Origin of the sequence: Burkholderia sp. AU27893, assembly GCF_002223205.1 — a bacterium.
In the GTDB taxonomy this organism is placed as follows: domain Bacteria; phylum Pseudomonadota; class Gammaproteobacteria; order Burkholderiales; family Burkholderiaceae; genus Burkholderia.
This window is the reverse complement of record NZ_NKFD01000006.1, coordinates 152,769-172,078: the sequence shown is the minus strand read 5'-3', so window position 1 is coordinate 172,078 and position 19,310 is coordinate 152,769. Positions and strand designations below refer to the sequence as shown.

General features: G+C 62.9%; 20 protein-coding genes. 12 read left to right on the top strand and 8 right to left on the bottom strand.

Annotation, left to right across the window (positions count from 1 at the left end; all coding sequences use genetic code 11):
- Positions 1-22: 22 nt before the first annotated feature.
- Together CFB47_RS40990 and CFB47_RS41985 are read right to left on the bottom strand one after the other, a co-directional pair.
- On the bottom strand, positions 23-217 hold the full coding sequence (locus tag CFB47_RS40990) for a hypothetical protein (protein WP_143282279.1): 195 nt from the start codon (positions 215-217) through the stop codon (positions 23-25).
- Between the two features lie 66 nt (positions 218-283).
- Positions 284-490, bottom strand: a complete 207-nt coding sequence (locus CFB47_RS41985) for an antirestriction protein (protein ID WP_053093696.1) — start codon at positions 488-490, stop codon at positions 284-286.
- A 99-nt stretch (positions 491-589) separates the two neighbouring features.
- Here CFB47_RS41985 and CFB47_RS38390 point away from each other — a divergent pair, with 99 nt between their 5' ends.
- Together CFB47_RS38390 and CFB47_RS38380 are read left to right on the top strand one after the other, a co-directional pair.
- A complete protein-coding gene (locus tag CFB47_RS38390; RefSeq protein ID WP_226833343.1) occupies positions 590-1,993 on the top strand; it encodes a site-specific integrase in 1,404 nt (467 codons plus the stop codon).
- 1,069 nt (positions 1,994-3,062) lie between these two features.
- Positions 3,063-4,055, top strand: a complete 993-nt coding sequence (locus tag CFB47_RS38380) for an IS5-like element ISBmu23 family transposase (RefSeq protein ID WP_007182917.1) — start codon at positions 3,063-3,065, stop codon at positions 4,053-4,055.
- A 112-nt stretch (positions 4,056-4,167) separates the two neighbouring features.
- On the opposite strand, the gene CFB47_RS41455 is transcribed toward CFB47_RS38380, so the two are convergent.
- The 3 genes from CFB47_RS41455 to CFB47_RS41980 form a co-directional block, all read right to left on the bottom strand.
- Complete coding sequence (locus CFB47_RS41455) at positions 4,168-4,404, bottom strand: hypothetical protein (protein WP_039339210.1); 237 nt, start codon at positions 4,402-4,404, stop codon at positions 4,168-4,170.
- A gap of 177 nt (positions 4,405-4,581) precedes the next feature.
- On the bottom strand, positions 4,582-4,830 hold the full coding sequence (locus CFB47_RS40985; protein ID WP_146125846.1) for a hypothetical protein: 249 nt from the start codon (positions 4,828-4,830) through the stop codon (positions 4,582-4,584).
- On the bottom strand, positions 4,788-5,117 hold the full coding sequence (locus CFB47_RS41980) for a four-helix bundle copper-binding protein (protein ID WP_080289672.1): 330 nt from the start codon (positions 5,115-5,117) through the stop codon (positions 4,788-4,790). The genes CFB47_RS40985 and CFB47_RS41980 overlap by 43 nt, the downstream gene beginning before the upstream one ends.
- 171 nt (positions 5,118-5,288) lie before the next feature.
- Between CFB47_RS41980 and CFB47_RS38365 the strand changes: the two genes are divergently transcribed.
- The 10 genes from CFB47_RS38365 (at position 5,289) to CFB47_RS38320 (ending at position 16,712) form a co-directional block, all read left to right on the top strand.
- Positions 5,289-5,657 (top strand): hypothetical protein, encoded by a 369-nt coding sequence (locus CFB47_RS38365; protein WP_027810170.1) that lies wholly within the window; start codon positions 5,289-5,291, stop codon positions 5,655-5,657.
- A gap of 92 nt (positions 5,658-5,749) precedes the next feature.
- Complete coding sequence (locus tag CFB47_RS38360) at positions 5,750-7,042, top strand: TolC family protein (RefSeq protein ID WP_027810171.1); 1,293 nt, start codon at positions 5,750-5,752, stop codon at positions 7,040-7,042.
- 11 nt (positions 7,043-7,053) lie between these two features.
- Positions 7,054-8,589 (top strand): efflux RND transporter periplasmic adaptor subunit, encoded by a 1,536-nt coding sequence (locus CFB47_RS38355; RefSeq protein WP_027810172.1) that lies wholly within the window; start codon positions 7,054-7,056, stop codon positions 8,587-8,589.
- Positions 8,586-11,792, top strand: coding sequence for an efflux RND transporter permease subunit (locus CFB47_RS38350; RefSeq protein WP_027810173.1), 3,207 nt, complete (start codon positions 8,586-8,588; stop codon positions 11,790-11,792). The genes CFB47_RS38355 and CFB47_RS38350 overlap by 4 nt, the downstream gene beginning before the upstream one ends.
- Positions 11,789-12,148 carry a copper-binding protein gene (locus tag CFB47_RS38345; protein WP_027810174.1) on the top strand — a complete coding sequence of 120 codons (360 nt, stop codon included), beginning with the start codon at positions 11,789-11,791 and terminating at the stop codon, positions 12,146-12,148. The genes CFB47_RS38350 and CFB47_RS38345 overlap by 4 nt, the downstream gene beginning before the upstream one ends.
- A gap of 62 nt (positions 12,149-12,210) precedes the next feature.
- The gene (gene dsbD, locus CFB47_RS38340; RefSeq protein WP_080353683.1) at positions 12,211-13,917 is read left to right on the top strand and encodes a protein-disulfide reductase DsbD; all 1,707 of its coding nucleotides are present in this window, start codon (positions 12,211-12,213) and stop codon (positions 13,915-13,917) included.
- Between the two features lie 33 nt (positions 13,918-13,950).
- On the top strand, positions 13,951-14,373 hold the full coding sequence (locus tag CFB47_RS41975; RefSeq protein WP_027813735.1) for a transposase: 423 nt from the start codon (positions 13,951-13,953) through the stop codon (positions 14,371-14,373).
- Positions 14,370-14,714, top strand: a complete 345-nt coding sequence (gene tnpB / locus CFB47_RS38330; protein ID WP_027813734.1) for an IS66 family insertion sequence element accessory protein TnpB — start codon at positions 14,370-14,372, stop codon at positions 14,712-14,714. The genes CFB47_RS41975 and tnpB overlap by 4 nt, the downstream gene beginning before the upstream one ends.
- Before the next feature lie 39 nt (positions 14,715-14,753).
- Positions 14,754-16,346: an IS66 family transposase gene (locus tag CFB47_RS38325; RefSeq protein ID WP_027813733.1), complete on the top strand. Its 1,593-nt coding sequence runs from the start codon at positions 14,754-14,756 to the stop codon at positions 16,344-16,346.
- 153 nt (positions 16,347-16,499) lie between these two features.
- Complete coding sequence (locus tag CFB47_RS38320; protein WP_223821135.1) at positions 16,500-16,712, top strand: hypothetical protein; 213 nt, start codon at positions 16,500-16,502, stop codon at positions 16,710-16,712.
- A 193-nt stretch (positions 16,713-16,905) separates the two neighbouring features.
- Here CFB47_RS38320 and CFB47_RS38315 read toward each other — a convergent pair whose 3' ends face one another.
- From CFB47_RS38315 to CFB47_RS38305, 3 genes are read right to left on the bottom strand one after another with little or no spacing between them, the layout of a single operon-like run.
- Positions 16,906-17,223, bottom strand: coding sequence for a P-II family nitrogen regulator (locus CFB47_RS38315; protein ID WP_027810168.1), 318 nt, complete (start codon positions 17,221-17,223; stop codon positions 16,906-16,908).
- A gap of 26 nt (positions 17,224-17,249) precedes the next feature.
- Positions 17,250-17,561: a high-potential iron-sulfur protein gene (locus CFB47_RS38310; protein WP_027810167.1), complete on the bottom strand. Its 312-nt coding sequence runs from the start codon at positions 17,559-17,561 to the stop codon at positions 17,250-17,252.
- Positions 17,562-17,615: 54 nt separating this feature from the next.
- Entirely contained in the window at positions 17,616-19,262 is a 1,647-nt protein-coding gene (locus tag CFB47_RS38305; RefSeq protein WP_027810166.1) for a multicopper oxidase family protein, read from the bottom strand.
- Positions 19,263-19,310 lie beyond the last annotated feature (48 nt).

The following is a 19,310-nucleotide window of genomic DNA, read 5'->3' as shown; positions in this document are numbered from 1 at the left end:
TCTGACAAGGGTAGGTAGCTGTTCATTCTCGACTGGCAGTTACGAACGAGACTTCGTTCGTCCTGTTGGAGAACTGATAGTCCAACGCCTCAATGCAGATGTTCAGTTCGCGACGCAAAGCCCTTTCGTGTGCTTCGGCTTTAGCTTCCTGCTCTTCGCGTTCCTTACGACATTTCTCCCGGCGCTCAGGGTCGTTCAATTGTTTGAAGTCCAGCATCATATGCCTCCGTGAGAAGACGAGAAAGCCCGGGCATAACGATGCCCGGGCGCAGTGACGACAACATCAATCGATTGCCGCCGAGATCTCGGCCGACTCGGGGCGCTGCGATGCATAGTCCAGCAGCCGATGATAGCGATCCACGAACCGATCGTCGCCGGTGACTTCGGCAATGTGACAGAGCACGAGCAACGTGACGACGATCCCGAACGCGTCGGCACCCGTCTCGCCCTCGTCGCCGTTGAGCGGCCACTGAACTTGGAACCGGCGCACGTGATCGGGGCAAGGTAGCACCCGCCATTGTCGAGCTCGAAGAATTGCCAGAGGCCGCCCGTATAGCTTTCGGACAGACGACTCGCGTAGTTGAAGATCATGCTTTCTGCGTTGAGATACTCGGTGGCGAACCGCCGCGGCGGGCAGTGGTGGCGATCGGTACCGCGCATCGGCGTCGGCCGCGCCCGCGTGCTGGTCGCCTGGTTGCGGCGCCACGCGTCGTCGATCGGCGCAGCCGTCGAGGCCGACGTCGACGCCGGCGACGCGCTCGCGCCGACGTCGGCGGGCGTCACCGCCGGCGCCGGGCAGCTGGCCCCGCTCGAGCGCCTGGCGCTGCCCGTCGAGCTGTCCGGCGCGCACGGGGCGAACCGCGCGCCCGTGTTCGCGTATCTCGGCGCGGCGCACGATCTCGATGCGGTGCGGGCCTATCTGCATCGCTACGACGACCGGCCCGCGACGCAGCGGGTCTACAGGAAGGAGCTCGAGCGCCTCGTGCTGTGGTGCGTGGCGGAACGCGGCGTCGCGCTGTCGTCGATGCGGGTTGAGGATTGCGAGGCCTACAAGGCGTTTCTCGCCGCGCCGGGCGAACGCTTCACGGGGCCGCCAGTCGCGCGCACGAGCAGCCAGTGGCGGCCGTTCGCGCCGGGTGGCCTGTCACCGGAAAGCCAGCGCTACGCGGTGCGCGCGATTCGCGCGGCATTCACGTGGCTCGTCGCGGTGCGGTATCTGGCCGGCAACCCTTGGGCGGCCGTCTCCGATCCCAGCGTCGTCAGGCGGGTGCGCAAGCTGCAGGTCGAGCGAGCACTACCGCTTGACCTCTGGACGCGCGTACGCGAGACGCTGGCCGAACGCAGCGAGCTGCAGGGGCCGAGCGGGCCGCGCTGGCGGACAGCACGTGCGCTGTTGCTGCTGATGGGGGATGGTGGCCTGCGGATCGCTGAGGCGGCCGCGGCGAGGCGTGCGGCGCTTGTCTGGATGCCGGCGGACGACGACACGCCGGCCAGCTGGTTGCTCGAGGTGATCGGCAAGGGCAACAAGCAACGCTTCGTGCCGATCAGCGACGAGTGCGTCGACGCGCTGCGCGCGCACTGGCGCGATCGCGGCCAGGATCTCGACGCGGCGGCCGCAGCGAAGCCGCCCGGGTTGCCGCTGGTGGCGCCGTTGGTCATCCCGCCGACGCCGCGAGCCCGCGAGAAATTCGGCGAGCCCGTCGACACTGACGAAGCAGTAGCCGGCGCCGCAGCGCGGGGCGGCTATTCGGTGCGCGGCGCGCGCGGACTCACGCAATGGGCGATCGCGCAGCTGCTCGCGGTGATGTCGGATCTCACTGAGTCCGAACGGCGCAAGCTGGCCAGTACGTCGATCTACGTGTCGCCGGAAGAGGCACGGATGCGGCGCGAGGCGGCGAAGTACCACGCCCGGCTGACGAGAAAAACCTCTGCTAGAGAGAACGATCAACTGGTGGGTTGGGGGATGCGCCGCCCAAACCCTAGCACAAAATAAAATTGTCGCCGTTTGCGAAGTAAAAAAATTTCACTTCGACGCCCGGGCCGCAATGAATGCAATTTTCATGAGACTTATTCGCCCGTTCGTTCAGATCATCGGTAACGTTTGCGTTTGCGGTGCTGCCGACGACGCGGACAGGTGGCGTTGGTAATAAATAAATCCACGACGAGCGAAACGGCTTGCGACAACTCGCAGTTATCCGAGCCCGTTTGATGACGCACACATGACGTTTACTTCATCTTAATGTCATTATTTGCGGGCCCGTAGCCGGTCCGTGGGCCACATCATGCGCTGGCAAATGACGCGACATGTTGTGCACAACTTAGAGAGTTAAGATTTTCGGTGCTCAGCATTTCCATCGGTATCCTCGGGCATATGTACTGCTCGGTATCGGCGGGCCATTATCACTGATACTAGCGAATCGTGCCCTGCGACTTCCGGTGATGGCCCTACTTCGACGGAGGCGATATGGAAAGCATTGCAAACTTGAAGGGTGAGCGACCGCGAGCGCGCTTGACGAGCCTTAGGAGAATTGTGCGACTCCCGCTACTGGGTCTGATGGTGGGAACATTCTTGGGCCCTACTATGGCGTTCGCGAGCGCGCCCGGTCGTGGAATTACAGCGGAATTTGAAGTCGCGCTAATGGAGCAGGTAATAGATCATCATTATTCTGCACTCAGAATGACCGAGCTCGCCGCAGGCACGGATACTCGGCGGAGTACCGAACTGTCTGCATATGAAGGGACATCGCCGACGCCGTCCTATCCGGCGACAAACGCGAAGGCCTCAATGGTAGAGATTAGGTCTAGTGCGCGGATGGAAAACCGTGGTCAGCGCGAACAGATCATTCAGCTTCAAAAGTTTCTGCGTGTCTGGTACGGAGTCAACTACCAGCCGAAGGTCCGTTCAGAACAACAAGCAGCAATTGCAATACTTGAGCATGCGCAACCAGGCAGAGCATTTGACCACGCGTACCTCGGGAAACACTGATCAATTCGGCTTGGCGGTCATCGCTGACGAGGCCAAGGGCGTTGTAGAAAGAAGCTCACGGAACGGACCCACGACGATGCAGCGGCAGATCGGTTTTGCGGAAGCGGAAAGTGCGGGCAAGAAGCGGGTGACCAAGCGTCAACGCTTTCTGGCCGAGATGGAGAAGGTCGTCCCTTGGTCGCGGCTGCTGTCGGTGATCGGGCCGTATTACCCGAAGGGCGAGCGTGGCCGGCCGCCGATTGGCCTGGAACGGATGCTGCGGATCTACTTGCTGCAGCAGTGGTACGGGTTGTCGGACGAAGGGCTTGAAGATGCGCTCTACGACAGCATCGCGATGCGCGCCTTCGCGGGCATCGACCTGGCGCGCGAGAACGTGCCGGACGCCACCACGCTGTTGAAATTCCGGCGCCTGCTGGTCGAGCACGCACTGACGCGAAAGCTGTTCGACGAGATCGGCATCGAGTTGTGCGAGCGCGGGCTGATGATGAAGGAAGGCACGCTGGTGGATGCGACGATCTTCGAGGCTGCGCCGTCCACGAAGAACGCCGGGAAGAGCCGTGACCCGGAGATGCATCAGACGAAGAAGGGCAACGACTGGTATTTCGGCATGAAGGCCCATGTCGGCGTCGACGCCGACTCGGGTCTGGTGCATAGCGTGGTCACCACGGCGGCCAACGAGCCGGACGTATCGCAGGCCCACGCCCTGCTGCACGGTCATGAGCAGGAAGCGTTTGGCGATGCGGGCTACACCGGCGTGGACAAGCGCGAGGAGATGAAGGGCAAGACGGTGAAGTGGCACGTGGCGCTCAAGCGCGGAAAGATCAGGGCGATGCAGGAAGGTCCGCTGAAGGACCTCGTGATCGCGGTCGAGCGAACCAAGGCGCAGATCCGCGCCCGGGTCGAGCATCCGTTTCATGTCGTGAAGAACCTGTTTCGTCATCGCAAGGTGCGCTACAAGGGTCTAGCCAGGAACACGGCACAGCTGTTCAGTCTGTTCGCGCTGGCGAACCTGGTGATCGCGAAAAATCAGCTGTTGTCGACTCATGGGAGCAATCCGTCATGTGTGTGAAAAACGCGGGAAGTGAGGCCCGAATACGAGCGAAACTCACCTCGCATGTCGTCAAATTCCTACGTCAATCTGAAAATTGCAACCTGCCTCGTCCGTTATGCGGACGACAGGCTCATTGATCAGCGTTTCCCTCGAGATATTCGCCCGGCACCATTATGAGCTTTTTGAACCGCTGAATGCTTGCATGACCGGTGTTGACCGGCGTCATGATGCTCTGATTCGGCTGTGTTCCGAAATGTGGCATGCACAGACATCGGCGGTCGACGAGATGCGTGAACTGCTGGAGCAGGATTTTGGGGTTGTCGATTATCAGCCGTTCAGCGATGCCCGACCGCTTCAGACCGAGCATGCGAGTCCTCGGGGACAACACAGTGGGGGCGACTGATCCGCCGGGTGGATAGACAATTTCCGTCTGAACTGCCCGAAGATGCCGCCGCACGCCGCATTATCGGGAGCGCAACGTGTGCGTGGGATCGAACGAATGAGCATGGCACCGCACATCCGTAATTGCGATCCGGGGTCAGCATTAGTGCGTACCGGAACCGGAGAGAACCACGCGATGTTCCTCGCCGATGGCCACCGTCCAATGGCCATTTATGCCCGACGTTGATACCGGTGATGAAACGATAAAAAGTACGCGATGGCGCGGGAGCAAAGGACAGCAGACGATCAATTTACCGACGGCTTTCGCGCCGACGCGGAAGCCGTCGTCCTTCATTTTGTGGTCCGAGTCTATTGTGCCATCGAGCGGCACTCTTGGGTACATCTTCGACATGCGAGTGCGCATTCCTTGCAATGTTCGTGAGGGTGCTTCTCGCACTCGGCCGCGCAAGCTTCGCAGATATTTGCACAGCTCGAACATAGCGCCTTTGTTTGCCCGCTTCCGCGCGCCATCGCGCCCGACGCGAGTCGGCAGAAGGCCGCGCAATCGAGGTCTAGTTTGATGCAATCCGCGAGTTGCGCAACTTCACTCTCATTGAGGCATGCAGTTGCACAGTGATAGCATGCGGCTGCGCAATCATCGCAGGCGGAGATGCCGGACTGATACTGTTGGTGTGCCATTTGATTCTCCTTGACTGGGCTGCCCGGATCGGGCCGGGCGCATCGCGCAAGCGCCGTACCCAAATCCAAGACGAACGCGTGACCGTGCACGTGTTGACTGCATGTTTAAGGGCGGAAACATAAGTACAATTCCGATGCAAGCGCCGGTACGGGCGGACTATAATGCGCGTTATGAAATTGCTCCGGACCTTCATCCTCTTGCTGCTTTGCGCGATGCTGCCCATTAGCGGGCTGGCAGCGAGTGGCTTGACGGGCGACTGTCCGATGCAGCAAACCATGTCCATGAACACGGACTCGAGCATGTCAGCCGATATGCCCGGCTGCGACTTGATGAAGTCGGCATCCGCCGGCCACGCCAAAATGAAGGGCGTCTTCTGTAAAGTGACCGCCCAGTGCCAGTTCGGCAGCCTTTACCACCCAACGGTGCAGGTCAGTGTCAGTCGGCCGGCTGCGCTCGTCAGCCCGGTCATTTTCCACTACGCCGACTCCCTCCCGAGCCGTGACCCGAACGGGTTGTGGCGACCTCCGCGTCTCGTCTGATCCCACGCTGACAGGTTCACCGCGTATGCGGTGAGGTTCGTCCTTTGCCAGGACGTGGAATCCCTATGGGATTCCGTCGTTGGGGTTAGAACATGCCATTCATTTTCGGCACGCCGCGGGGTCGGCGAGCTTCGATGCGCGCGCATTCTCTTGTTGCCGCGCTACTGCTTGCGGGCGTCGTTCACGCCGAGCAAGCACCTTTCACGCTCGACGCCGCGCTGCAATCGGCGACCGACCATTCCGCATCGATGCAGGCGGCGCAGGCGTCCGTTCGCGCCAGCTCCGAGGCGGCCGTCAAGGCCGGCCAGTTGCCCGACCCGATGCTCTCGGCCGGTGTCGACAACTTGCCGATCAATGGCGCGCAGCGCTTCACGATCGGCCAGGACTTCATGACGATGCGCCGCATTGGCATCCAGCAGGAGTGGGTGTCGGGCAAGAAGCGGCAACTGCGTTCAGCGCTGGCCGATGAAATGGTCGGTCGCGAGCGAGCCGGTTATCTGATGCAACTCGCGACGGTCCGTCAGCAAACCGCGACGGCGTGGCTGAACGCCGTCTACGCCAAGCAGGCGGTCGCGCTTCAACAGGCTTTGCTTGACCACATGACGCACGAACTGGCAGCCACGAAAGCGTCCTACCGTGGAGCGAAGGCGAGCGCTGCCGACGTCGTTCAGGCGCAAGCGATGCTGGCGCAAACCCAGGATCAGGTTCTCAAGGCGCAGCAGACCTACCAGACGGCGCTGATCGGCCTGTCGCGCTGGACTGCCGTACCGGTGTCAGACGTGACGGGGGAGCCGCCGGCGCCCGAATCGTTCGTCTCCGCGCTGCCGCCGGACGAACTGCGCATTGCGCACCCGACACTCGTGGCGGCATCCGACGACGTGGCGGTGGCCGAGGCGGATACCGCGGTGGCCAGCAGCGAGCGCAGCCCGAACTGGACGTGGCAAATCGCCTATCAGCAACGTGGCGGGGCCTATTCGAACATGGTGTCGATCGGGGTCACGATTCCGCTGCCGCTCAATCGGAAGAATCTTCAGGACCGTGATCTCGCGCAGAAGACCGAACTTGCGACGAAGGCGCGGCTGACCTACGAGGACACGCTGCGCCAGGTGCAGGCGGACATCCGCACGCAGTCCGCGACGCTGGCAAGCGGGCGCGAGCGCATCGCCAACCTGAGCCAGTCGCTGCTGCCGGCCGCCGATCAGCGCGTGCAGCTTGCCAACGCGGCTTATCGCGCCGGAAGCGGCTCGCTCGCGGATACGTTCGCGGCCCGACGCGCCCAACTGGAAGCGCAACTGCAAGTGCTCGACCTCAAGCGCGAGGTATCGCAAACCTGGGCACAACTCGAATATCAGGTCGTGCCATCGACGATGGCCGCCGCACAGTGAAGGAGAACAACATGACGAAGACCACGCTCGTGCGCGCAGTGTTGATGCTGTTTGCCGGGGCGGCCCTGCTCGGCGCCGGCTACTTTGCGGGTACTCGACACGCAGGCGACGGCTTTCCGACCAGCGCTGCCGCGCCATCGATGTCCGCGGCGGGCGACAAGATCGACCCGAAAACCGGCCGAAAAGTACTGTACTGGCACGATCCGATGGTGCCGAACCAGCACTTCGACAAGCCGGGCAAATCGCCCTTCATGAACATGCAGCTCGAACCCGTCTTCGCGGACGAAGGTGGCGGATCGAGCGGCATCAAGATTGACCCGGGCTTGCAGCAGAATCTCGGCATACGCTACGCGACCGTCCGTCGCCAGGATACGGCCGGTGGCTTCGATGCGGTTGGCACGACGCAGTTTGACGAGTCGAGAGCGGACGTCATTCAGTCGCGTGTCACCGGCTACATCGATCACCTGTATGCCAGCGCGCCGATGCAACGCGTCGCGAAGGGCGCGCCGATCGCGTCGCTATTCGTGCCGGATTGGCTCGCGCCGCAGGAGGAATATCTCGCTCTCAAGCGCGGCGGGATGGATCATAGTCTGCTCGATGCATCACGTGCGCGCATGCGCGCGCTGTCGATTCCCGACGGCATGATCGCGGCGCTCGACCGTACCGGCAAGGCGCAAACGCACCTCACGCTGGCATCGCCGGAAGCGGGTGTCGTCAGCGAACTGAACGTGCGCGACGGTGCGATGGTCGCGCCGGGGCAGACGCTCGCGAAGATTTCGGGCCTCTCGAAGCTCTGGCTGATCGTCGAGATTCCGGAAGCGCTCGCGCTCGATGCGCGTCCGGGCATGACCGTCGACGCGACGTTCTCGGGCGATCCGACGCAGCATTTCACCGGGCGTATCCGCGAGATCCTGCCGGGCATCACCACCAGTAGCCGCACGCTTCAGGCGCGCCTTGAAATCGACAACAGTGCGCTCAAGCTGACGCCCGGCATGCTGATGCGCGTGCGCGTCGGCGGCCAGAAGGCCGTGTCGCGGTTGCTCGTGCCGTCCGAAGCGGTCATCACGACCGGCAAGCGTTCGATCGTCATCGTCAAAAACAGCGACGGCCGTCTGCAGCCCGCGTCGGTGACGGTCGGCAACGACGTCGGCAACGAAACCGAAGTGCTGAGCGGCCTGAACGACGGCGACACCGTCGTCGCGTCCGGTCAGTTCCTGATCGATTCGGAAGCCAGCCTGAAGTCCGTGCTGCCGCGGCTGGAGGGCGGGAAGGGTGCCGGTGCGGCGACAGCGGCGTCCGCGCCGGCAGCCGCTTCACCAACCTACGAGACCACCGGCAGGGTCGAAAAGGTGACTGCGGCCGACATGACGTTCTCGCATCAGCCGGTTCCCGCGCTTGGTTGGGGCGCGATGACGATGACGTTCAACAAGCCGGCGTCGAACGCCTTTCCGGACGTGAAGGTTGGCCAGGCCGTGCACTTCGCCTTCAAGCAGACGGATGACGGCTACCAACTGACGAAGGTTGAGCCGGCCGGAGGCGTCCAATGATCGCGCATCTCATACGGTGGTCCATTCGCAACCGGTTCATGGTGCTGCTCGTGACCATCCTCGTCGCGGCGTGGGGTGTCTACTCGCTCAAGGAGACGCCGCTCGATGCGCTGCCCGACCTGTCGGACACGCAGGTCATCATCAAGGCGTCGTATCCAGGCAAGGCACCGCAGGTGATCGAGGATCAGGTGACCTATCCGTTGACGACCACGCTGCTCGGCGTGCCCGGCGCCAAGACCATCCGCGCGTATTCGTCATTCGGGGATGCGTTCGTCTACGTGCTGTTCGATGACAAGACCGATCAGTATTGGGCGCGCTCGCGCGTGCTGGAATACTTAAATCAGGTGCAAAGCCGCCTTCCGCAGGGTGCGACGGTGTCGCTCGGCCCAGATGCGACCGGTGTCGGTTGGGTGTACGAGTACGCGCTCGTCGACAAGACCGGACAGCACGATCTCGGGCAACTGCGCGCGCTGAACGACTGGTTCCTGAAGTTCGAGCTGAAGGCCGTGCCGGACGTGTCTGAGGTCGCCAGCATCGGCGGGATGGTGCGCCAGTACCAGGTCGTGCTCGATCCGGACAAGCTGCGCGCGTACGGCATCACGCAGTCGATGGTGGCCGACGCGCTCGGCAAGGCCAATCAGGCGTCGGGCGGCTCGGTCGTCGAACTCGCCGAGTCGGAATACATGGTGCGCTCGTCCGGCTATCTGCGCTCGCTCGACGACTTCCGCCACGTCGTGCTGCGCACGAACGAAGCGGGTACCCCGGTACTGCTCGGCGACGTCGCGCGCATCCAGATCGGCCCGGAGATGCGCCGCGGCATCGCCGAATTGAACGGCGAGGGCGAGGTCGCGGGCGGGGTCATCGTGATGCGCTCCGGCAAGAACGCCCTGACGACCATCGACGCGGTCAAAGCGAAGCTCGCCGAGCTGAAGCGCTCGCTGCCGCCCGGCGTCGAAGTCGTCACGACGTACGACCGCTCGCAACTCATCGAACGCGCGGTGGACAACCTGAAGGACAAGCTGATCGAGGAATTCATCGTCGTCGGGTTGGTATGCGCAGTGTTCCTGTTCCACCTGCGCAGCGCATTCGTCGCAATCCTGTCGCTGCCGCTCGGTGTGTTGGCCGCATTCATCGTGATGCGCTACCAAGGCGTGAACGCGAACCTGATGTCGCTGGGCGGTATCGCGATCGCGATCGGCGCGATGATCGACGCGGCGATCGTGATGATCGAGAACGCGCACAAGCATCTTGAGGCCTACGAACATGCCCATCCTCGCGTGCCGATAAACGCAGCGCAGCGCTGGGAACTGATTGCCGCGTCCGCGGCGGAAGTCGGGCCGGCGCTGTTCTTCTCGCTGCTGATCATCACGCTGTCGTTCATCCCGGTCTTCTCGCTCGAAGGGCAGGAGGGCAAGCTGTTCTCGCCGCTGGCGTTCACGAAGACCTATACGATTGCGGCCGCAGCCGGGCTGTCGGTCACGCTGGTGCCGGTGCTCATGGGCTACCTGATCCGCGGCCGCATTCCGCATGAGAACGCGAACCCGATCAACCGCGTGCTGATCCGGCTGTACCGGCCACTGCTCGAAGCGACTCTGCGTCGCCCATGGTTGACGATCGGTTTTGCCGTCGTCGCACTGGCCCTGACGGCGATTCCGGTGTCGCGACTAGGGGGCGAGTTCCTGCCGCCGCTCGATGAGGGCGACTTGCTGTACATGCCGACCGCGCTGCCGGGCATTTCGGCTCAAAAGGCGTCCGAACTACTGCAGCAGACCGACCGGCTCATCAAGACAGTGCCGGAGGTCGCGACCGTGTTCGGTAAGTCCGGCCGCGCCGACACGGCCACGGACCCGGCGCCGCTCGAGATGTTCGAGACGACGATCCAGTTCAAGCCTCGCAGTCAATGGCGGCCCGGCATGACACCCGAGAAGCTGGTCGACGAGCTGGACCGGACCGTCAAGGTGCCGGGCCTGTCGAACGTATGGGTGCCGCCGATCCGCAACCGGCTCGACATGCTGTCCACCGGCATCAAGACACCCGTCGGGGTCAAGATTTCCGGACCTGACCTGACGCAGATCGACACGATCGCGACGCAGGTCGAAGCTGCGGTGAAGCACGTGCCGGGCGTGACGTCCGCGCTGGCGGAGCGTCTGAACGGTGGACGGTACATCGACGTCGACATCGATCGGCTTGCGGCCGCGCGATACGGCCTATCCGTCATGGACATCCAGTCCGTCGTGTCGTCGGCTGTGGGGGGAGAGAACGTTGGCGAGGTAATTGCCGGGCGCGAACGCTTCCCGATCAATATCCGTTATCCGCGCGAAGTCCGCGATTCGCTCGAGAAGCTGCGGCAGTTGCCGATCGTCACGGATCGGGGCGCGCAAATCCAGCTCGGCGACGTCGCGCATGTCACGATCGCCGACGGGCCGCCGATGATCCGCAGCGAGAACGCACGGCTGTCCGGCTATGTGTACGTCGACATCCGCAATACGGACCTCGAATCGGCCGTGCAGGCGATGCAGAAGGCCGTCGCGCAGCAGGTGAAGCTGCCGCCCGGCTATTCGATCGCATGGTCCGGACAGTTCGAGTACCTGGAGCGGGCGGCGGCGAAGTTGCGCACCGTCATTCCGGTCACGCTCGTCGTGATCTTCGTGCTGCTGTTCCTGACGTTCAATTCGGCGGCCGACGCATTGCTGCTGATGTCGACCGTGCCGTTCGCACTGGTGGGCGGCCTCTGGTTCATCTGGGGCCTGGGCCACGCGGTGTCGGTCGCCACCTCGGTCGGCTTCATCGCGCTGGCGGGCGTCGCGGCAGAGTTCGGCGTCGTGATGCTGCTGTACCTGAAGGGTGCGTTGAACGGTCGGCTCGAAGCCGGCGCGCCATTCACGGAGGCCGTGCTGGCCGACGCGATTCGTGAAGGGGCGGTGCTGCGCGTACGACCCAAGGCGATGACTGTTGCCGTCGTGCTGTCCGGCCTTGTGCCGATCATGATCGGGCACGGCGCCGGTTCTGAAGTCATGCAGCGTATCGCTGCGCCGATGGTGGGCGGTATGGTCACCGCGCCGCTGCTGTCGATGTTCGTCATTCCGGCAGCCTGGTTCCTGTTGCAGCGTCGTCGTGCGCGCAAGGTGGACCAGGCGGGAATTCACCAAGCAGTTCCTTCCGGCACGAAGGTGCCTTCAATCCAATCTGGAGAAGCTCAATGAAGAAATTTGTCATTACTGCCGCTGCAGTTTGTGCAATGGGCGCGTTCGCATCGTCGGCATTCGCCGGCGACGACATGTCCGGCAAGGGGATGTCGATGAAACCGTCCGCATCGAAGAAAGCCTCGGAGTCGGCACTGACCGATGCGGAGGTGATGAAGGTCGATGCCGCAACCGGCATGGTCACGCTCAAGCATGGCGAATTCGCCAATATCGGCATGGCCGCGATGACGATGGCGTACAAGGCCAAGGACGCCGCGATGGTCAAGCAGGCTCACCAGGGTGACAAGGTCAAGGTGCGCGTCGAGGATGTCGGCGGCACCCTGACCATCGTGAAAATGGTGAAGCAATCGTCTTGATGGGGTAAAGCCGTGCCTGCGGGCCGGCCATCGATGGCCGGTCCCGCATGCGGCGTCTCTGAATGGAGGCGGCAGTGCACACATGGCATTCCACGGCGAGGGCGTTCGGTGGACGCTGGGCGCATGCGCTCGTGCTGCGCATCGCGCTTGGCGTGCTGTTGATGCTGGCATCGTTCGCCGCCCACGCGCTCGGCGAGGCCGATCTTCTACCGCCTGAGAGTGCCTTTCCTCTGAAGGTGTCGCTCGGCGGGCCGCAGCAAGTCGATCTCGACTTCGATACCCATCCGGGATACTACCTTTATCGAGACCGCTTCAGCTTCGCGGCGGACGGTGTGCCGGTCAAGCCCGACGCGCTGCCGCCGGGCGAGGTCAAGAAGGATCCGACGTTTGGCATGGTCACGGTATACCACCGGCCGCTACATCTTCGCATTACGCTGCCTCGTGCCGTCGCAGCAGGCAGTGTCACGTTGTCGGTCACCTCGCAAGGATGTGCGGACGCGGGCGTCTGCTATCCGCCATTGATGCGCACCTTCCGGATTGCCACAGATGGAACGGTGACGCGTGTGGCCACCGGCGATGATGCCGGGGCGGCTGCTGCTCAGACCGGCGGCTCGAGAAGTCATTCGACACTCTCGGTGTTCGGAATCCATCTGCGTCCGGCAAACGGAATCAGCCTGCCCGAAATCGCCGGTTTTCTGCTTGGCGGTCTGCTGATGGCGGCCACGGTCTGCATGTATCCGCTGATTCCGATCGTTGCAGCCGTTATCGGCGCGGGCGCGCGACCGGCTTCGCTGTGGCGCGGCTTCAGACTATCGTTCGTCTACGTGCAGGGACTCGCGCTCACCTACGCCGGTGCCGGCACCGTCGCGGCGCTCGCGGGTATGCCGCTCGTCGCATTGACGCAGCGGAGCTGGGTGCTGGCCGCGTTCGGTGCGCTGATGGTCGTATTTGCGCTCGGCATGTTCGGCGTGTTCCGGCTGCAGATGCCCGTCAACTGGCAGACCCGCTTCGCGAACTGGAGCCGCCGGCTGCCGGGCGGGCGCGCGGGCCCCGTGTTCGTGATGGGCATGCTGTCCGCGCTGATCGTCGGTCCGTGCTCCACGCCGGTGCTCGCGGGTGCGCTGCTCTATATCGCGAACAGTCGCGACCTGATCGGTGGTGCGGCGGCGCTTTACGCAATGGCGATCGGCATGGGGCTGCCGTTGCTCGCGTTCGGCACGTTTGGCTCGCACGTATTGCCGAAAGCCGGCCGTTGGATGATCCCCGTGCAGCATACGCTTGGATTCATGCTGTTGGCCGCGGCGCTCTGGTTTGTCTATTCGCTGTTGCCTGATTGGCTGTTGATGATGGTGCTCGCGATGCTGTTCGCGAGCGCGGGCATGACGCTGCGGGGGATCGATCCGTTGCCGCCGAACGCGCACGGCATCCAGCGGATCGGTAAGGCTCTCGGTGTGTTGCTGTTGGTAGTGGGCGTCGCAGAGCTAGTCGGCGTCGCATCAGGCCACTTCGATGCGTTACGGCCACTGGGCGGCTTCATGCAGATGTCTGTTCCAGCGAGCAGGCCAACCCAGGCGAGCGCGCGCTTCGAATCGATACGCTCGAATGCCGAACTGGACCGCGCGCTCGCGGACGCGCGCGGTCGGCCCATGATGATCGATTTCTATGCCGACTGGTGCATCACGTGCAAAGAGCTCGAACGCTTCACGTTCAGTGATTCGGTAAGCGACTCGGCCCGACCGTTTCCCGATGCTGATTTTGCTGGCGCATGATAGTCGCGTTTAGATTGACGGAGACGGTCAGCTATGCCGAATGCAGCGCGCCCGGCCCATCGCACGTATGCGCGGGCATTCAAACAGCAAGTGATCAGGGAAACGTTGGAACCAGGCATGTCGGTGTCGATCGTCGCGCGGCGGCACGACATCAACGCCAACGTCGTGTTCGGGTGGCGCAAGCAATATCGGGAAGGCAAGCTGGAACTGCCGGGACTCGAAGCTGCGCCGTCGGCCATGACAGGCACGGAGTTGCTGAGCGTTGACGTGATCGATTCGGTGTTGATGCTGCCAGCGCCGCAGCCTACGGGAAACGCGACGTCGAAGGTGACAAGCGGCGTACCGATGCCGACGCCCGTGTGCGAGATCGAGGTGGAGATCGGCAAGCGGCGCGTGAAGATTCGCGGCCTGTCTGCTGAGCGGGCCGAAGCGTTCCTGCAGGAATGCCTGAAGTGATCACATTGCCGGCCGGCACCCGCATCTGGCTTGCTGCGGGCGTCACGGACATGCGCTGCGGCTTCCAGGGGCTTGCCACGAAGGTACAGGCGACGCTCGAGGAGAATCCGTTGTGCGGCCATGTGTTCATCTTCCGCGGACGTCGAGGCGATCTCGTGAAGCTGCTTTGGGCCACCGACGACGGGCTCTGGCTGCTGTCGAAGCGATTGGAACGCGGCCGCTTCATCTGGCCGCAAGCCGATGGCGGCAAGATCTCGCTCACGGTCGCGCAGTTGTCGATGCTTCTCGAAGGCATCGATTGGCGGCAGCCCCGCCGTACGGCACCTCTGTCGATGCTGTAGGTGTTGTAAACCGCTCGGGAGGCTCGTAAACTCCGGCGCATGCCGAATCTCGACGATCTGCCCGACGATGTCGCTGCACTGAAGGCCATGCTGGCTGAGGCTCGCGCGTCGGCCATCGAACGGGAACTCGAGATCGAACAGCTGCGCCGCGACATCGCCGCAAGCGATCTCGAGATCACACGGTTGAAGCTCCTGATCGACAAGCTCAAGCGAATGCACTTCGGCCGCAAGTCGGAACAACTTGCCCGAGAGATCGAGAAGCTTGAGCTCCGGCTTGAGGATTTGGCCGCAGGCAGCGGTGTCGCCGACGTTCAGCACACAAAGGTCCGACGAGAAAGGTCCACGACTAGCAGCGATCCGGCCGTACGTGAGCCGCTGCCACCGCACCTTACGCGAGAAGATCGCGTGCTCAAACCGGATTCGATCTGCCCCAAGTGTGAAGGTGCTATGCAGTGCCTCGGCGAGGACGTCTCGGAACAGCTCGCCCGTGTTGCGGCGATGTTCAAGGTGATCCGCACGATCCGGCACAAGACGGTCTGTCCGGCCTGCGGCCACATCGCGCAGCCACCGATGCCGGGACTGCCGATCGAGCGCAGTATCGCGCATCCGAGCTTGCTTGCCGACATTCTGGTGTCGAAGTACGCAGATCATGCGCCGCTGTACCGACAATCGGAAATTGCGGCGCGCGACGGGGTGACGCTTGACCGCGCCAGCATGGGTCGCTGGGTCGGACAGTGTGAGGCGCTCTGCCGCCCGCTGACCGACGCGCTGCGCCGGTATACGATGGCGGGCACGAAGTTGCACGCGGACGACACGCCGATCCCCGTGCTCGCGCCAGGCAACAAGAAGACGAAGACCGGGCGACTCTGGGTGTACGTGCGCGACGACAGCCGTTCGGGCTCGACGGAGCCGGCTGCGGTGTGGTTCGCGTACTCGTGCGATCGCAAAGGCATCCATCCTCAGACGCATCTCGCCGGATTCGAAGGCATCCTGCAAGCCGATGCCTACGGCGGCTTCGACGAGTTGTACGTAAGTGGCAAGATCCGCGAGGCTGCTTGTTGGGACCACGCGCGGAGAAAGTACTACGAGATCCACGCGAGCACACCGACGGACGAGACCCAGAAACTGCTCGAGATGATCGGCGAGTTCTACGGCATTGAAACCGACATCCGCGGCAAGCCGCCCGATGAACGGCAGCGCGTGCGGCGTGAGAAAAGCAAGCCGCTGCTGGACGCCTTCGAAACGAGAATCCGGGCCAAGCTCGCGACGCTGTCGCGCAAGTCGGAGCTGGCCGGCGCGATCCAGTACTCGCTGAATCACTGGACTGCGCTGACGCTGTTCTGCGAGGATGGGCAAGCCGAGATCAGCAACGCGTTGGCAGAAAACGCCCTGCGTTGCGTGAGCCTCGGGAGAAAGAACTTCCTGTTCGCTGGTTCCGACAGCGGGGGTGAGCGGGCCGCCGCGATGTACAGCTTGATTGGTGCGTGCAAACTCAATGGCATCAACCCGCGCGCCTATCTGGAATACGTCTTGACCCACATCGCTGATCACGTCATCACCCGCGTCGACGAACTGCTGCCTTGGAATGTGGTCGACAAGCTGACGTCGGTCAGCTCGCATGGCACTGCCTGACTGCTTCATAGATCCAGATAGATCGTGCCCATGATCCACGATCGTGGGCACGATCTCACGTGATCCTCACGGAACTCCCCAAGCTCTCACATCATGCCCCATGCGCGCGCGAATATGGAACTGGTCGCGCCGAGCCGCTTACGTGATTCGCGCGTGATCGACGAATTCATGCACTGGACGCTGCTACGTATCGACGTGACGCGCAACACCGCGGAAGACACTGCGATGCTGCGGCGCTTCGGATTGTTCGGGCCGCCGGCACTGATTTTCTACGGCAAGGAAGGCCGGCTGGCGCCCGACGCGCAACTGGTTGGATTCGTCAGCGCCGATACGTTTCTCGCGCATCTGCGACGATGGAACCGATGAGCCGCTCCAGGCGCTGACCGGCGCCCGTGTCGCAACCGGCGTCCCGTCGGCACGATTTTCACCGCCGTGAGGGCGCGGCGTCGAGATCCGAAGCCGGAGTTTCACGGCCGACGAGACGACGTGCTGCGCATGGTCGCGGATAACGTCCTGATGTCGCGGTAAAAATCGACCATGGTTTGCAACCTCTTTCTGGTCAAGGAACCACCGGTTTCATCGTATGGATGCTGTAGAAACCGGTGACCGGGATGACCGCAACGACACCGTCGCCGGGCGCGCCGACGTGCGTCACTCGCATGATGGCCTCGATGAGCGCGTCGGCGTCCGATGCTCGCGTGAAGATCTCGATTTTCAGGTGTTCGGTTTCCCAATGTTTGGCATAGGGATTCAGGTGTGCGCCGAAGCCCTTTACTTTAGTGATCGTGACGCCGTGTGTATCAATCGAGTGGATCTCTTTCTCGATCGCATCGAGCGTTTCTGGTCGAACGATCGCGACAACGCATTGTGTTTCCATGGTCTGCTCCCGGTGGTTTTGAGCGATCAGGCTCGCTTCATGTAGGCGCTACACCAGCCTTTCGCGCTGACCCGCTTGCCGCCAAACACCGTGCACGGTGCCGCGGTGTCGCCGGTCTTGCCCTGAAAGAACTGGCAGCTCGCACACGCTTGTCCAGCCTGAAACTTTGGAAATTTCGTCCTGTCGACCTTGCTCGCGTCCGTCTTGTAGCCGAGCGCGACGGCATTCGCGTCGCTTTCCTGCACGACGCCGGCATCCGCCTGCGCGTGCCGGCCGAACGTCGCCACCGAGGCAAGTCCGGCGGCGACCGAAATGAATGTGCGGCGGGTGATCCTCACGATTGACCTCCTATGGCGTTGCTTTGAGCCGAGCCCTGCAGGCGAAGCGTTCCGCTATCGCTCGACCAGATAGTTGCGCATCAATCCCGAGTCCTCGTGCTCGAGCATGTGGCAGTGGTACAGGTACATGCCAGTGCGTTCTCCGAAATAAACAAGCAGACGCACGCGTTCGCCGGGCATCATGAACACGGTGTCCTTCCATCCGTCATCGACATAGCCATCCGACAGCGTGTGGCGCGCGCCGGCGAACTCCGCATCGACCACGCGGTCGAGCACGCGGAACTGCACGCCGTGCACGTGCATCGCGTGCGCCATCAGCATCATCGATTCGTCGTTGCGGAATTCCCAAATTTCGGTCGTGCCGGCCTTGACGGTTTCCGCCGGCGCTACGCCGTCCATCTCGAATCGTCGGCCGTCGATGCCCCACGTCATCATGCCCATCGTGATGCCGAACGCGCGCGGCTGCATGAAGTTGATCGCGTCACGCGGGTGAGCGACGGGAACTCGCGCCAGCGTAGCGGGCAAGCCGTCGTTCGTGTGTTCGCGGCGAACAACCTTGACGGTCAGGACCGGAAAGCGTGCACCCAGCGGCAGCCGGGTACGCGTCATCATTCCCCCCATGGCGACGTCGCCGGAGAACGTTTGGCTCTGCAGCGTCAGGACAGTGCCGATCGGCTTGCCGCTGAAATCCACCCAGAGGTCAAGCCGTTCGGCCGGTGCCAGGGTCACATAGGACCGCCGCAGCGGGCGGTCGAGCAGGCCGCCATCGGTTCCAATGACGGTCAGCGGAGAACCGTCGTGCCAAGCGAGTTTGTAGATGCGGCTATTCGATGCGTTCAGGAAACGCAACCGGTAGGCCCGTGTGGCGACCGGTAGCACGTAGTCGGGCCGGCCGTTGACGAGAATCCGGTCGCCGAGGAAACCCATCATCTGCACCATCATGTCGGCCATGCCGCCTTGCCCGCCGTTCATCATGCCGCGGCCCATCATTCCACCGCCCATCATGCCCCGGTTGCCCATCATCCCGCGACCACCCATCATTCCACCGGATTGCTGCGACAGATAGACAAGCTGGTTGTCGTCGTCAAATGTGCGGTCCTGAATCATCAACGGCACGTCGTAGCTGCCGCGGGGCAGGGGAAGGGCGGCATCTTCCTCGTCATCGACGATCAGAAGGCCCGCCTGGCCGTGATAGATCTGCGCACCGGTGCGGCCATCCGGATGTGCGTGAAACCAGTACGTCCCTGCGCGATTCAGGACGTCGAATTCGTACACGTAGCGCTGTTTCGTGGCGATCGCATCGCGCGGGTGCCCGTCCATCGATGCGGGCACGAGCAAGCCGTGCCAGTGGACAATCGTTGGTTCAGGCAGGTCATTGACGAATTCGATTCGCACTTTCTGTGTCCGGCGTACGTGCACAACTGGCGCGTAGCCGTCGGAGACGAACCACAAGGCGTGTGGATCGCCGTGCGTGACTTTTCCGTCATAACGCCATACGCCTGTTGCGGGGCCGCGCAACAGGTTCAGCCGATCCGGCCGCGCATGCAGTTCGATCGACACATCGGGGATGAAAGGCGTGCCGGCGGCACGCGCATTCGGCTGTAGAAGCGTCGCAAGCGGCCGGGGGCCGACGGCAATCACAGTGGATGCGAGCGACGCTCGCAATAGCGTACGGCGCGTGATGCGGTCGATCGTCGTCATCGTTCATCTCCGTGACAGGATGCGTGCATCAATGTACGGGTCGCGCAG